Below are 13,928 nucleotides of genomic sequence, written 5' to 3' on the forward strand. Positions count from 1 at the left end.
CGACCACGCGAATGGGGGAAAATGGATGCGGAAGCTCCTGATCGGTCTGGCCGTCGTGTTCGTCGTCCTGATCGTCGTCGTCTTCGTCGCGGTGTCGAACCTGAACGGGTATCTCGAAGAGAACCGGGACACCCTTGCTGGGATCGCCAGCGATGCGGCGGGGCGGGACGTCTCCTTCGAGAAGGCCGAGGTCGCCTTCTCCGGGGGGCTCGCGGTTCGGGTCGCCGGACTCCGGGTCTCGGAGGATCCGCGCTTCGGCAAGCCCGACTTCCTCTCCCTCGACGACGCCTACGTCGGCGTCCGCATCCTGCCGGCGCTCTCGGGACGGATCGAAGTCAGCGGGATCCGACTCGATGCGCCGTCGATTCGTGTGATCCAGACCGCGGAGGGCTTCAATTTCGCGAGCCTCGGTGGGGGCGGGGAGGCCGCTCCGGCGCCGCCGCCCGAGGAGGAGTCGGGGGCCTCGGGCTCGATGGCCCTCGCGATCGCCGCCCTCGAGATCGATGGAGGAACCCTCGTCTACGAGGACCGCACGAGCCCCGACGGCCTCGCCCTCGTGATCGACGACTTCATGAGTACGGGCACCGACCTGACCCTGGACGGCCCGATCGCGATCGACTTCTCCGGTCGGGTCCGTTCCTCGGAGCCCGCGGACGAAGGGCTCGCGAGTGAAGTGGAGGGCGAAGTCCGACTCGCGGCGTTGGATCCGCTGAACGGGACGGTCGTCCTCGAGAGCCCCTCTCTGCTGCCGGCGCTCTTCGGCGTCCGCCTCGAGGAAGGCGAGACGATCGAGCGCCTCGACGCGTTGCGCATCGACGTCGAGCTCACCCCGGATCCGCCGACGGAGGGCTATCCGGTCTCGATCCGCTCGCGCGAGGCCCGCCTCGCCGGCTTCGACCTCTCGGACATCGCCATCGACGTCAACTACCGGTCGGTCGCGACCGGTTCCGCCGTCACCCTGGACCAGGTGGCGATCGGCCTGGCCAGCGGGACGATCGAGCTGACCGGTGACGTCCTCCTCGGCCCGCCCGGGGCGTCGCCGTTCGATCTGAAGACCAAGATGCGGGACCTCGACGCCGGGGAGCTGGCCGCGGTGTTGATGGGGGTGCCGGCGGAGGCGGTGACCGGAACCCTGGGCGGCGACGTCGACCTGGCCGGGGACAGCCTCGAATGGGAGTCGCTCAAGAAGAGTCTCGTGGGCAAGCTTCGCCTCGACGTCGGCGCGGGGGCGCTCGAACAGGTGAACGTGCTGAACACCCTCGTCGGTCGGCTCTCCGCGGATCCGGGGATCGGTCAGCTCGCGGCGACCTCGATCCGGGACGTCGTGCCCGAAGCGCTGTCGGGCGACCGCACACCCTTCGACGGGATCGGCATGGCCCTCGAGATCCTCGATGGGACGATCCACGCGAGAGACCTCCAGATCGCGGCGCGGGACTTCGCGATCGACGCGGTCGGGAAGGTCGGGCTCGATGGAGCGCTGTCCGCGGACGGGAGCTTCCGCTTCTCGGAGGCGCTCTCGGAGAAGATCCTGGCGAAGGCGGATCGACTCGAGTCCGTCCTCGGGCAGGACGGGATCGTCGTGCTCCCGCTTCACATCGGCGGGACGACCGACTCCCCGACCATTGCCCCGGACCTCACCGCGCTCTCGGGCAAGGCGAAGGACGAGCTCAAGAACCGGGCGGCGGAAGCGCTGACCGACAAGATCTTCGGCAAGCGCAAGGACGGTGAGGGGAGCGCGGCGGAAGAAGCCGATCGCAAGGCCACCGAGGACGCGCTCCGCGAAGGCATCGGCCGCTTCCTCGGGCGCTAGAGAGGCTGTCTCAGCGGCGCTCGGCGACCAGGTCGAGACCCTCGAGGCGTCGAATGAAGATGCTCTTCGCGTAGCGGGCCCAGGCGGGGCGACCACGCTCGGGGCGATCCGGCGCCACGTGCTTCGTCGCGGCGAGGATCTCCTCGACGACGACGCGCGCTTCGAGGCGTGCCAGCGGCGCGCCGATGCAGAAGTGGGCCCCCCGTCCGAAGCTCATGTGCTTCTTGGGATGCTTGCGGTCGAGGCGAAGCAAGTCGGGGTCGTCGAGGACGGCCGGGTCGCGGTTCGCGGAGGCCCAGAGCAGCATCAGCCGATCGCCCTCCGCGAGATCGTATCCGCCGAGGCTGCAGTCCCGGCGCACCGCGCGGTAGTGGAAGTTGAACGGCGGCTCGAGGCGCACGACCTCTTCGACGAAGCGCGGGACGAGGGTCGGGTCTGCGCGAAGCCGATCTGCGAGGGCCGGATCCTCCGCCAGCACGCGAAGCGTCGAGCCGATCAAGGCCGCCGTCGACTCGCCGCCGGCGCCGAACATCACGATCGCGATCCCGATGGCTTCGTCTCGCGCGATGCGTCCGTCCCGGGTCGCGAGGGCCAGGGCGTTCAGGAGCGGCGCGTCGGGCGCGGGGTCCGGGGAGTCGAGGACGTCGAAGTGGCGCGCCAGGTAGCGCGCCATGTTCGCGGACTCGGTCGCGAGGAAGGTCAGCCGGCCGTGGTCGGCTTCGCCGGCGAGGATGTCGCCGCCCATCATCGACCAGGTTCGGAAGTCGGCGACGTCGGCTTCCGGGAGGCCGAGCAGGTACGCGACGGCGAGGGCGGGGACGACTTCGGCGATCGGGACGGCGTCGCCGCCGCCCGCGTCGAGCCAGGGGGCGAGCGCCCGTCGGGTCCATCCGCGCACCCGCTCCTCCATCTCGGGCGTGGTCGTGCGTCGCGCGTCGAGGCGTGGCTGCGCCGTCGCGCGATGGACGGCGTGGTGGGGCTCGTCGGCGGTGGCGATCACGGCGTTGCCGCCGGTCGCGAGGGGGAAGACCGCGGGCTCGCCGTCCGGGCCGCGGAAGAGCACGCCGGTCAGATTCGCGGAGAAATCGTCCTCGCGGCCCAGGACTTCGTCGATCAGCGCCCAGCTCGCGACGGCGTGGACCCCGGAGTCGCCGATCCGGGCGAGCGGATGCTGCTCGCGCAGCCGGGCGTAGATCTTCTGGGGCTCCTCGATCGCCTCGGGCGAGAGGATCTCGTCGGCGGTCGAGGAGTAGAGCGGGGCTCGCTTCATGCTCTTCCGGCTCCCCGCAGCATCGCGGCGCCGCGCTCCGCGAGGGCGGCGATCACGATGTGGGTGTTGCTGCGGGTGACCCGCGGAATCGTCGCGCCATCGATCACGTAGAGTCCTCGGGTTCCGCGGACGCGCAGGTCGAGGTCGACCGGAGCGTCATCGTCTTCGCCCATGCGGCAGCTCCCGACGCCATGATAGAAGGCGCCGTGGTTCGCGCCGATCCAGGCGTCGATCTCCTCGTCGCTCTGGTCGCCCAGCGCGCGGAGCGGAGCCGCGTCGTCGGAGACCTTGCTCTCCGCGAGGATCCGTGCGGCGAGGCGGTAGCCGAAGCGGAGGCGTTCGACGTTGCCCGTTTCGCTCGGGAAGGGCCAGTCGAATCGTCCGCGCGCGGAGGCCTCGGCACTCGTCGTCTCGACGCGCGCCTCGCCGAAGGGCTGCTGGAGCGAGACGCTCAGGTTCAGCTGGTAGGCGTCGCGCGCGACCCGCTCGCACCAGGGCGTGATCTGGAGATCGTTCTCCCAGGGCGACCCCTCTGCGGAGACCCGCGCGAGGATCTGGATGCCGTCGCTGCCGGGCTGTTCGAAGCGAGCCGAGAGCGGGGCGGAGAGCTGGATCACCATGTGGTCGGTCCAGTGGCGGCCGACGCCGGCGAGGTCGACGAAGGTCGGCAGTCCCCGTGCGCGAAGCGCGTCGGCGGGACCGATCCCCGATCGCCAGAGCAGGAGCGGCGTGTGCAGCACGCCGGCGGAGAGGATCACGCGGCTCGCCTCGAGCATCTCGCCAGCGGGGAGGGCTACGCCGGTCGCCCGCTCGCCGTCGAAGACGACACGCTCGACCAGCGTCTCGGCGCGGACCTCGAGGTTGTCGCGGTCCAGGGCGGGAAAGAGGTGGGTCGGTCCCGCGGAGAGTCGCCGCTTGCCGTCGCGGTTCATCGGGATCGGGCCGACCCCGGTCGTATCCGGGGCGTTCTGGTCGGGGCACTCGCTGATCCCCTGCCCGAGGCAGGCTTCATAGAAGGCGCGGTAGGTCGGATCCCACTCGGCCTCGGCCCAGCGGCGGATCGGAATCGGCCCCGCATCGCCGTGATAGTCGGCGTCCCCGAACTCGACGTCGGTCTCGAGCCGACGGAACCAGGGCAGCATCTCGTCCCATTGCCAGCCCCTCGGCCAGTTCGCGAGATCCGCCGGCTCCGCGCGCATGGCGACGCCGCCGTTGATGCTCGACGATCCGCCGACCCCGCGCCCGCGCAGGTAGGGGAGTCGCCGGCCGTCGCTCGAGTCGACCTCTTCCCCCCACTCGATCGGCCAGGCGTAGCCGCGGCCGAGGTACTCGACCTGCTCGGGGAGGGCACCGGGGTCGTGCGCCGGGCCCGCTTCCAGGAGGAGGACGCGATGGCCCGGGTCCTCGGAGAGACGGGCGGCGAGGACGCAGCCGGCCGATCCGGCGCCCACGATGATCGTGTCCCAACTCATTCGGTCGTCTCCTGCTGAGCCTGCGGCGTTCTGTACGAGCTTGCGGCGCCCTGATCCGCGAGAGGCGATCGAGCATAGCGAGCCCGCCGAGGGTGCCCGCTCAGTCGGCGTCGTCTCCGAGCAGTCGCGCCCGCAGCGCGTCGTCGTTCACGAAGACGGGCAGCCCGTCGTCGTCCAGGTAGCTGGGCTTGATCGAAGCGCCGCCGTCGACGGCGATCACCTGACCGGTGATCCACGTCGAGAGGTCCGAGAGGAGGAAGAGGGCGGCACGAGCGATGTCTTCCGGGGTGCCGCGTCGACCGAGGGGAAGCGTCCGTCGATCGAGGGTCGCGTCGCTGTCGGTGGCGCGGGGCGTCCGGATCGTGCCGGCTGCGATGGCGTTCACGCGCAGACCGCCAGGACCCCATTCGAGCGCCTGTGTCCGCGCGAGGGACAGGAGCGCCGCCTTCGCCATCGCATAGGGCGCGCCGAAGGGCATCGCCTGGAGTCCGACGATCGAGGCGACGTGAACGAGGCTGGCGGAGTGGCCGACCGGTAGCGCCGCCTTCGCGAAGGTCTGGGAGACGAGCCAGGTCGCGCGCAGGTTCCTTTCGAAGATCGCATCGTAGACGTCGTCCTCTACCCGGGTGATCCGGTCGAAGCGTTCGAGGCCGAGCCCGCCGACGACGTTCACGATCCCGTGCGGTAGGGATCCGCCCGTGCTGCGCGCATCGACGAGCGCTTCGATCGCTGCGCGATCCGTCGCGTCGACGACCAGCGGTTCGATCGTGCCCGGGGCATCGACTGCGCCGTCGACGGTCGGCGTGAGCGCTTCCTCGTTCACGTCGAGGGCGACGACGTGGGCTCCAGCCGCGGCCAGCGCGACGCTCGTCGCGCTCCCGATCCCGCCGCCGCCGGCGCCGACGACCCAGACGATCCGTTCCTCGAGACCCAGACCCACCTCCGGCGTGCGCATGCTAGTCCTCGTCGTCCGAAGCCGGGCGCGTCTCGAGCTCGTCCACCCGGCTGCCGAGTCGGTCGCCCATGTACTCGATCAGCTCGACGACGTACCCGTCGGGATCGCGTAGGCACACGACGGACTCGACCCCGGTCGTCGGATTCGGGTCCATCGGCGCGCCGATGAAGTCGAAGCCCTCGCCGCGCAGCTCCTCGTAGGCAGCGCGGAGGTTGCGGGTCCGGAGCGCCATCACGCGCGGGACGCGATCCGGATCCGCTGGGTCGTCCGGGTTCTTCCACCTCGGCTCGAGCCACTCGATCAGGTCGAGGCGGGTGTGATGCTCGGAGGTGCCGAGGCCGAGGAGGGCGCCTCGGCCCTGGGCGCGACGCATGCCGAAGTTGCTGCCCACGTAGTCGGGCCAGACGACGTCGCGATTGTCGCGCAGGACCTGGAAGCCGAGCCGCGTGTAGAACGCGAGGGAGCGCTCGAAATTCGAAGCGTTCACCACGAAGTGGAAGAGGGATTGCACCTCCCACGACTGCGCTCGGTCTCCGCCCATCGCCCGCTCCTCCTTCGTTCCGGTGTCCGGCCTCGATCTTCGCGCGATGGGGCGGTGTTCGCGAGTGCGGACCGGATTCGTTCCGGTAGAGTGGGAGCTGGAGGTGCGCCCTTGATCCTCGACATCTTCTCCGAGCTGCAGCGCGCGCTGCCCCCTGGTCAGGTCGCCGACGCGGCCTTCGAGGGGCGGATCCTCGAAGACGCGATCGAGCAGGCGAAGCTCGCCGACGCGCTGGGCTTCGGCTGTTGGTGGACCGTCGAGCACCACGGGGCGACCGAATTCTCCTACAGCTCGTCCCCCGAAATGATGCTCGCCGTCCTCTCCCAGCACACGGAACGGATCCATCTCGGGCATTCCGGCGTGCTCGCCCCCTTCAACATCAACCACCCGCTCCGGGTCGCCGAGCGCGCGGCGTTCCTCGACCAGGTGAGTGGCGGGCGTCTCGAGCTCGGACTGGCGCGTTCCGGCGGAACCGAGTGGGAAGCCTTCGAGGTCGATCCGGACTCGTCGCGCGATCAGCTTCGGGAAGCGCTGACGATGATCCCGCGGATGTGGACCCAGGACGCGTTCGAGTGGAAGAGCGAGCACGTGAAGATCCCGCCGAGGAACGTCGTGCCCAAGCCCGTGCAGTCGCCGCATCCGCCGCTCTGGCAGACGGCGACGAGCCCGGAGTCGTTCCGGATGGCGGGCGAGCTCGGCGTGGGCGCCCTCGCGACGACCCTCGTGTCTCCCCTCGATACCCTGGCTCTGATGCTCCGGGAGTACGACAAGGGGCTCGAGTCGGCGAAGCCGGTCGGGAAATTCGTGAACGCCCAGCGCTCGGTCTTCACGTTCATGCACTGTTGTGATTCGCGGGACGACGCGATCGAGTCCGGGGCCGCGGAGGCGGTGCTCTGGTTCATCAACGCTGCGCCGACGGTCTTCCACGTCCCGAGAGATACGTGGATCGACGCGATCCGAGGCGACCTCAAGGACTCGGCGCCGTCGAGCGATGCCGCGCTCGACGCACCCGAGATCTACGACGACCTCGACCTGAACGATCCGATTCCGGTGATCGCGCTCCTGAATCGGCAGCTCGCCGGGCAGCCGCTCGATCCGGAGGAGGTCTTCGAGGTGATGGAACCGATTCCGTCGGTCGTGATCGGTGACGTCGACGCCTGCGAGGCCAAGCTGCGCGGCTACCAGTCGATCGGATGCGACCGGCTGATGTGCCTCATGCAGATGGGACACGTGAGTCAGGAGAGCGTGATGCGCAGCATCCGCCTGACGGGTGAGCACCTGATTCCGAAGTTCGCCTGAAGGAACCGGCGTCGCCTTTCCGGCCGGCCGGTCGCCGCTATCCTGCGCGCCCATGCCGTACGACGTGACCGACTTCCAGAGCTTGATGGCGCTCGAATCCCACGGACCCGACGTCTTCGTGGGGATCGGCCCGGCCTATCCCTGGGGCGGCCTCTACGGCGGGCAGGTCGTGGCGCAGGCGCTTCGCGCCGCCTGTCACACCGTCGACGCGGACCATCTGCCGCACTCCCTCCACGCGTACTTCATCCGCGCGGGAGACACCGAGGAGCCGATCCGCTTCGAGGTCGATCGAATCCGCAACGGCCGTTCCTTCGTGACCCGCCGCGTGGTCGCGCGCCAGTCGATCGGGCCGATCCTGAACCTGTCGGCGTCGTTCCAGGTCCGGGAGTCGAACCAGTCGGACGTGCAGACCCAGTCGATGCCCCGCGTGGCGGCGCCGGAGGACCTCGAGCCGGACCACTGGGGACCGATCCTCTCGCGGCGATCGATCAAGCCCGAGAAGGGCGTACCGCACTCGGCGGCCTGGCTGAAGATCGCGCAGGAGATCGGGGAGGATCCGATCCTCCAGGCCTGTGGGCTCGCCTACGCCTCGGACGACATCCCGACCGAGGCCGCGAGCCTCGCCCATCCGAAGCGCCCCGATCCCTACCACGACGCGGAGAACTACGGCGACGTCTTCGTCGGGGCGAGCCTCGACCACGCGATCTGGTTCCATCGCCCGGGCCGCCACGACGAGTGGGTGCTCCACGACTTCATGGGGCACGGCGTGACGGGGGCGCGGGGGCTCGGCATCGGGCAGGTCTACGCCCGGGGCGGCGTCCACCTGGCGACCATCGCGCAGGAAGTCCTGATCCGGGAGAAGACGCGTTAGGCGTCCCGGCCTTCCGGATCGGCTCCCGAGCTAGCTCCGCGTCGCGACCGCGTCGACGATCCGAGCGACGAGCCCCTCGATGTCGATCCGGGGACCGCGGTCCACGCCGAGCCGAACGACCACCAGGTCGTGCCGGGGGACGACCATCACGTACTGTCCCTCGAAGCCCGTCGCGGCGAATACGTCCGGATCGAGCTGCGGCCAGCGGCGCTCGCCTTCGGCGGGGTCGGTGTTCAGCCACCAATGGGCGCCGTAGATCCCTTCGGTGTTGGTCGGCGTCGGCGTACGCGTGTACTCGATCCAGTGCGGCGAGAGGATCGTCCGGCCCCCGACCCGCCCTCCGTCGAGGTAGAGCTGCCCGAAGCGGGCCCAGTCCCGGGCGGTCGCGAGCATGTGGGAAGAGCCCACGTACACGCCGCTCGCATCCGGCTCGAGGACCGCGCTCGCCATCCCCGTCGGACCGAAGAGGGTCTCGTGCGGGAACCGGAGGTAGGCCGCGAGGTCGCCTTCGAAGGCGACCTGGAGCATGGCGTACTGGAGCAGGTTGGTGGTCCCGCTCGAGTAGCTCCAGAAGGAGTCGGGCGGGCGGGCGATGCCACGGCTGGCCGCATATCGACCGCGGTTCGCCCGCCCGTGGCCGAAGAGCATCTGGATCGCGTCGGAGCCGGGCGCGTCGTAGCTCTCGTCGAATCGGAGGCCGCTGCTCATCCGGAGCAGCTCGTCCCAGGTGATCGCCTGGCGGGGATCGTTCGGCGGCCAGTCCGCGAGGGGGACGCGTGCATTCACGTCGAGTCGACCTCGATCTGCCAGGAGGCCGACCATCGCGCTCGTCACGCTCTTCGTCATCGACCATCCGGCCAGAGGCGTCCGGTGATCGAAGCCTTCTGCGTAGGCTTCGGCGGCGAGGGCACCGCGATGGAACACGACGACGGCGCGGGTCCCGTAGCCCGGCGCCGATTCCGGGTCGAAGGCGGTCGCGACCGCCGCGTCGAGCGTGGGGTCCGGGTCGAGGACGCGCAGCGGCCGGATCGGGCCGGGCCGCGGGGCGAATCCGACGTCGTCCAGCGGCGAAGGCCCGCCGTTCGGATCATCGAGGGTGCAGCCCAGACCTTCGCGATAACGCGCCGTGCTCGGGGCGAAGGCGTTCGCGAACCAGGCGGTGACGGTTCTCGCCTCGTCGTCTACGACGCCCGGGATCGGGATCGGCACGGGCAGGGGAAGGCTGACCTCCACCGCGTCCTCGGGCGTGCGCCCCGAGACGAAGACGGCACTACAGAGCCGCTTCGCCACCCAGCCCGTCCCCGCGATCGGCACGTCGCGTTGCCAGACGACGAGCGCGGCGAGCAGGACGAGCAGAAAGAGGCCGAGGCCCAGAGCGATGCGCGTCTTCGACATGGGGCGGGAGGCTAGTGGGTCCGCGGTGCCCGCCCAAGCGCATGTCTGCGAACGAGGGTCGCAGCGCGGCGAGAGGGGCTACCGTCGTGGCGTGACGCCGCTCGCTCCGGGTCAGATCTCACTGCGCCTCTATCCCCACCGACTTCCGCCGGTCGAGCAGGTGGAGCAGATGCTCGCCCAGGCCCGGGTGGCGGAACGTGCCGGCTGGGACGGTCTGATGACGAGCGAGCATCACGGCGGCTTTCCCGACTACGTGCCGAACCCGCTGCAGCTCGCGGGCTGGCTCCTGGAGGCGACCGATCGGATCTGGGCGGCGGCCTGTCCGTTGCTGCTCCCCCTCTACGCGTGGTCCCACGTCGCCGAGCAGGTCGCGTGGCTCGCGGCGCGCTTTCCCGAGCGCGTCGGCGTCGGCGTGGCGGTCGGCGGCCTCGCCCAGGATTTCGAGATGGCGGGCCTCGACTACGAAGACCGGGGTGCGGTCTTCCGCGCGTCGTTTCCGCTCCTGGCGGAGGCGCTCCGGGGCGAGGCGCAATCGCCGCTCTCGGAGGACGCCGCGATCGCCGCCACCCGGGAGCGTCCGATTCCGGTCGTGTCGGCCGCTCAGGGGCCGAAGGCGGTCGCGCGGGCGGCGGCGGCGGGAACGGGTGTCCTCTTCGACTCGCTGCAGACGCTGGTTCGGATGCGGGCGCTCTGCGACGCCTACGAGGAGGCGGGCGGCTCCGGCCCGCGGATCGCGATCCGTCGCGTGTGGCTCGGCCCGGCGCCCTCCGAGGAGGTCGCCGAGCAGATGGCCTTCTACCGGAGCTACGCACCGGAGGCCGCTCAGGAGCACTGGGGCGACGGCCAGCAGATGATCGCGGCGGAGGGTGCCGAAGAGGTCGCGGCGGGCCTGCTCCGCGTGGCGCGCGAGGGCGGCGCGGATGCGTTCAACCTCCGCGTCCACGTGAAGGGCATCGAGCCTTCGCGGGTCGACGAACAGATCGCGCGGGTCGGCGAGGAGCTCCTCCCGATCCTGCGTCAGGAACTGGTCGCCACACGTTAGTCGACGGCCCCGAGACGTCGGCGGATCTCCGCGGCCACCAGCCAGAGCCGATCCTGCCCCCAGACGGAGAGCAGGGTCCGTCCCTCCGCGTCGAGGAGGCGATAGCTGGGTACGCCCCACAGACCGAGCTCTTCGTACATCGTCTGCCGGTTCGTCTCGAGCTCCTCGCGCCAGGCGTCGGAGTCGAGATGCTCGCGGGCGGCTTCCCAGTCGAGGCCGGCGCGCTCGACCACGAAGCGGAGCCCCGCGTCGTCGCCGGTCTTGCGGCCTTCGGCGAAGGCGGCCCGCAGGAACGACGAGAGGTACTCGGCGCCGCGACCGGCGTCGCGCGCGAAGGGCCAGAGCGAGAACCCGCGAAGGACCGGCTCGCCGATCGGGTCGTACATGTCGCCGAAGGGGACGCCGATGTGCTCCGCCTCCCGGATGGCATCGCTCATGATGTAGAGGCCCTTCGCGGCGGGGGCGGGTACGCCCCGCATGACCATCGGCATGACCGGTCGGAGCTCGACCGGAATCCCGACGCGCCTCGCGAGCTCGATGCTCTCGTCGAAGATGACGGCGGTGTAGGGCGAGCGCAGGGAGGGGTAGATCTCGAGGCGGAGGCGGCCCCGGTTCTGGACGGTGCCCGGATCCAGCGGCGGGCGATCGAAGCGAATCGCGTCGTCGCTCCCGGATCGCCGTGCGCCGTAGCGGCTCAGGCGCCGCTCGAGGAGGTAGACGCGGTCGACGCCCCAGTACCACTCGCCCCCGTAGAGAAACATTCCGCCGGAATAGTGGCGCCAGCGCGTCCGCAGCGCGTTGCCCGCTTCGATGGCGGCGCGCCGGGCGGCTTCGCTCGCGGCGGGGATGCGCGCCTCGAGCTCCGCCAGCCCGCCTCGTCCCCGCGCCACAACGCGCGGCCCGCTTCGAGTGCGACGTCGAGGAAGCGCGGATCCGCGCGGAGGTCGGTGAGCAGGGCCTCGACCCGGGCGACGCGCTCCACGGGCGGCGCGTCCGCGTCGGCGGGGAAGGAGAGGCCGTAGTGGGGGGCGACGCTCGCGCTGTCGCGTCTCGCGTAGGCCGCCAGCAGGTCGGGCTCGGGGGCGTAGAGCTTCTCCGCCTGGCCGACCAGGTGGAAGCGGAACTCGATCTCGAAGCGAGCGGCCAGCTCGGCGGCCGCCTGGATGGCGAGTTCGCTGTAGGCGTCGTCGACCTGGTGGAAGAGATGGACGACGTGGGGGGCACCGCGGAGCCGTCGAAGACGCTCGGCCACGCCCTGACGCGCGCGGCGCACCTTCGGTACGACGCGCATCACGTTGCGCATGAGGATGCGAACGGCGTCGGGGGTGTCCTGGCGGCTGGCGGCGCCGGGCTGAGCGGAATCGTCGTTGCGGGTGCCTGCTTCTTCCATGATCGGACTCCCGGTGCGCCTTTCCTTCTCGGCTATTCCTCGGCTGTTCCTCGACTACTCCTCGACGAAGGTGTTCTCGCCGAGGCCTTCCAGGACATGCTTCATGACCTTGCCGGTCGCGTTGCGCGGGAGCGGCTCACGGCGGATCTCGACGAACTCCGGGACCTTGAAGTAGGCCAGGGTTTCCGCGCAGAAGTCGCGAATCGCCTCTTCGGTAGGCGATGCGCCTTCGTTCGGAACGACGACGGCCTTCACGCGCTGGCCGAGCTCGCGATCGTCCACGCCGTGGACGGCCACCTCCGCGACATCGGGGTGGAGCTCGATCCGGTTCTCGATCTCGGCGGGATAGATGTTCTCGCCTCCGCGGATGATCATGTCGCGCATCCGGGACTCGATGTGGAGTCGTCCATCGATCAGGCGGCCGAGGTCACCGGTGTCCACCCAGCGGCCCGGGAGGAAGTTCTCCTCGTTCGCCTTCGGGTTGTTCAGGTACTCGAGCATGACCAGCGGGCTGCGAACGCAGACGCGTCCCGCCTCGCCGTCGGGGACGTCCTTGCCCTCGTCGTCGACGATCCGGATCTGCACGGTCGGGAGCGGCGGGCCGACGCAGTTCTCGGCCTCGCGGAGCATCGCGTTGTTCGCATAGCTCACGAGTCCGCCCGTCTCGCTCGAGCCGTAGCCCGAGCCCACGGCTCCCTCGAGCTGCGGGAACTTCTCGGCCACCGCCCGTAGGAGCTCCGGGGTCGAGGCCGACCCGCCGACGCCGACGCTGGAGAAACGGCTCGTGTCGAGCTTCTCCATGTCGGGGTGGTCGATCAGGCGGAAGACGTGGGTCGTGGCTCCGCTCCAGCTCGTGATGTCCTCGTCGATCGAGAGCTGGATGATGCGCGCCGGGTCGAAACGGCCCATGGGCCAGACGCTCGTGCCGCCGCCGGCCAGGGTCGCTGTCGTGCTGCCCATCGTGCCCGAGAGGTGGAAGAGCGGGAAGGGCGCCAGAACCGCACCGGGACTTCCCGCCGGCGGCTCGGTCATCATGCGCCGCGCGCCGATGAAGAAGCTCGACATCGTGAAGGCGACCAGCGTCCGGTGGGAGACGAGCGCGCCCTTCGGCCGGCCGGTCGTGCCCGACGTGAAGAGGAGCAGGCAGGGATCGTCCTCCGCGATCGGCGTGTCCGGCAGGGCGGCGTCCGGCGCGAAGGTCCGGATCGTCTCGAAGTCCTGCTCGAAGGAGACGACGGGCATGCCGGGCTCGCCCTCCATTTCGGCGAGACGCTCCTTCCGACGTTCGTCGACGAGCAGGAGCTTCGGCTTCGCCAGGTCGAGGCCGTAGCGGATCTCGTCGCCCTGCCACCAGCCGTTCATCGAGATGACGACGCCACCGAGGGAGACCGTGGCCCAGTAGGTGAGGATCCACTCCGGGGCGTTGGCCGCGAGGATCGCGACGTGGTCGCCCTTGCCGATCCCGTAGCGCTCGCGGAACGCGGCCGCGACGCTCGCGACGTCGGCGAGGTGGTCGTCGTAGGTCCATCGGCGGCCGTCGGCGAAGACCATGTAGTCCTTGTCGCCGTGGGCGGCGGAGGCCTGCAGCAGCTCCCGAAGTGACTTCGCGCGATTCTTGTAGACCTGCATCGTCTCCCCGAGGACTTCCTCCTCGGCGAGCTCGAAGGGGCTGCCGGGGGCGAGGAGGCGCGCTTCGGCCTCTTCGAGGGAGAGCAGGGCGGGGGCGTCGCTGGACATTCGAAAGGACTCCTGATCGCGGGGAGCGGTCGATGGGCTCACGTTCCGGGAGGGCGCGAACTCGATGGGCAGGGATGAGATCCCCGGGCGGGAGCGGATGGGTAGCTCGCCGTGTGCTCGCAGGGTAGCGAGCGGGTGTCCGGGGC

General features: G+C 70.2%; 12 protein-coding genes. 4 read left to right on the top strand and 8 right to left on the bottom strand.

The genetic code is table 11. The annotated features are described in order from the left end of the window. The first annotated feature begins 25 nt into the window (after positions 1–25). Positions 26–1,810 carry a hypothetical protein gene (locus NXI30_18065; protein ID MCR9096135.1) on the top strand — a complete coding sequence of 595 codons (1,785 nt, stop codon included), beginning with the start codon at positions 26–28 and terminating at the stop codon, positions 1,808–1,810. A gap of 10 nt (positions 1,811–1,820) precedes the next feature. Here the strand turns inward: NXI30_18065 and NXI30_18070 are convergent, their stop codons facing one another. From NXI30_18070 to NXI30_18085, 4 genes are all read right to left on the bottom strand, one after another. Further along, on the bottom strand, positions 1,821–3,080 hold the full coding sequence (locus tag NXI30_18070) for a cytochrome P450 (protein ID MCR9096136.1): 1,260 nt from the start codon (positions 3,078–3,080) through the stop codon (positions 1,821–1,823). Continuing rightward, positions 3,077–4,552, bottom strand: a complete 1,476-nt coding sequence (locus NXI30_18075; protein ID MCR9096137.1) for a GMC family oxidoreductase N-terminal domain-containing protein — start codon at positions 4,550–4,552, stop codon at positions 3,077–3,079. The genes NXI30_18070 and NXI30_18075 overlap by 4 nt, the downstream gene beginning before the upstream one ends. A gap of 100 nt (positions 4,553–4,652) precedes the next feature. Next, positions 4,653–5,507 (bottom strand): SDR family oxidoreductase, encoded by an 855-nt coding sequence (locus NXI30_18080; protein ID MCR9096138.1) that lies wholly within the window; start codon positions 5,505–5,507, stop codon positions 4,653–4,655. 1 nt (position 5,508) lies between these two features. Further along, positions 5,509–6,048, bottom strand: a complete 540-nt coding sequence (locus NXI30_18085) for a VOC family protein (GenBank protein MCR9096139.1) — start codon at positions 6,046–6,048, stop codon at positions 5,509–5,511. Positions 6,049–6,159: 111 nt separating this feature from the next. On the opposite strand from NXI30_18085, the gene NXI30_18090 reads away from it, so the two are divergent. Beyond that, on the top strand, positions 6,160–7,347 hold the full coding sequence (locus tag NXI30_18090; GenBank protein ID MCR9096140.1) for an LLM class flavin-dependent oxidoreductase: 1,188 nt from the start codon (positions 6,160–6,162) through the stop codon (positions 7,345–7,347). A 52-nt stretch (positions 7,348–7,399) separates the two neighbouring features. Next, positions 7,400–8,218, top strand: coding sequence for a thioesterase family protein (locus NXI30_18095; GenBank protein ID MCR9096141.1), 819 nt, complete (start codon positions 7,400–7,402; stop codon positions 8,216–8,218). 30 nt (positions 8,219–8,248) lie between these two features. On the opposite strand, the gene NXI30_18100 is transcribed toward NXI30_18095, so the two are convergent. Next, positions 8,249–9,613, bottom strand: a complete 1,365-nt coding sequence (locus tag NXI30_18100; GenBank protein ID MCR9096142.1) for a beta-lactamase family protein — start codon at positions 9,611–9,613, stop codon at positions 8,249–8,251. A gap of 91 nt (positions 9,614–9,704) precedes the next feature. Here NXI30_18100 and NXI30_18105 point away from each other — a divergent pair, with 91 nt between their 5' ends. Next, positions 9,705–10,655, top strand: a complete 951-nt coding sequence (locus NXI30_18105) for an LLM class flavin-dependent oxidoreductase (protein ID MCR9096143.1) — start codon at positions 9,705–9,707, stop codon at positions 10,653–10,655. Here the strand turns inward: NXI30_18105 and NXI30_18110 are convergent. From NXI30_18110 to NXI30_18120, 3 genes are read right to left on the bottom strand one after another with little or no spacing between them, the layout of a single operon-like run. Next, a complete protein-coding gene (locus NXI30_18110; GenBank protein ID MCR9096144.1) occupies positions 10,652–11,416 on the bottom strand; it encodes a DsbA family protein in 765 nt (254 codons plus the stop codon). The genes NXI30_18105 and NXI30_18110 overlap by 4 nt on opposite strands. Beyond that, positions 11,350–12,045 (bottom strand): hypothetical protein, encoded by a 696-nt coding sequence (locus tag NXI30_18115; GenBank protein ID MCR9096145.1) that lies wholly within the window; start codon positions 12,043–12,045, stop codon positions 11,350–11,352. Before NXI30_18115 ends, NXI30_18110 begins: the two co-directional genes overlap by 67 nt. Before the next feature lie 54 nt (positions 12,046–12,099). After that, positions 12,100–13,782, bottom strand: coding sequence for an acyl--CoA ligase (locus tag NXI30_18120; GenBank protein MCR9096146.1), 1,683 nt, complete (start codon positions 13,780–13,782; stop codon positions 12,100–12,102). Positions 13,783–13,928 lie beyond the last annotated feature (146 nt).

Source organism: bacterium (genome assembly GCA_024742285.1).
In the GTDB taxonomy this organism is placed as follows: Bacteria; Myxococcota_A; UBA9160; order UBA9160; family UBA4427; genus UBA4427.

Excerpts from the sequence above, each read along its gene's own strand:
- NXI30_18120 (MCR9096146.1), bottom strand. The coding sequence starts at position 13,782 with ATGTCCAGCGACGCCCCCGCCCTGCTCTCCCTCGAAGAGGCCGAAGCG.
- NXI30_18100 (MCR9096142.1), bottom strand. The coding sequence starts at position 9,613 with ATGTCGAAGACGCGCATCGCTCTGGGCCTCGGCCTCTTTCTGCTCGTC.
- NXI30_18115 (MCR9096145.1), bottom strand. The coding sequence starts at position 12,045 with ATGGAAGAAGCAGGCACCCGCAACGACGATTCCGCTCAGCCCGGCGCC.
- NXI30_18095 (MCR9096141.1), top strand. The coding sequence starts at position 7,400 with ATGCCGTACGACGTGACCGACTTCCAGAGCTTGATGGCGCTCGAATCC.
- NXI30_18080 (MCR9096138.1), bottom strand. The coding sequence starts at position 5,507 with ATGCGCACGCCGGAGGTGGGTCTGGGTCTCGAGGAACGGATCGTCTGG.
- NXI30_18065 (MCR9096135.1), top strand. The coding sequence starts at position 26 with ATGCGGAAGCTCCTGATCGGTCTGGCCGTCGTGTTCGTCGTCCTGATC.
- NXI30_18110 (MCR9096144.1), bottom strand. The coding sequence starts at position 11,416 with ATGTTTCTCTACGGGGGCGAGTGGTACTGGGGCGTCGACCGCGTCTAC.
- NXI30_18070 (MCR9096136.1), bottom strand. The coding sequence starts at position 3,080 with ATGAAGCGAGCCCCGCTCTACTCCTCGACCGCCGACGAGATCCTCTCG.
- NXI30_18075 (MCR9096137.1), bottom strand. The coding sequence starts at position 4,552 with ATGAGTTGGGACACGATCATCGTGGGCGCCGGATCGGCCGGCTGCGTC.
- NXI30_18085 (MCR9096139.1), bottom strand. The coding sequence starts at position 6,048 with ATGGGCGGAGACCGAGCGCAGTCGTGGGAGGTGCAATCCCTCTTCCAC.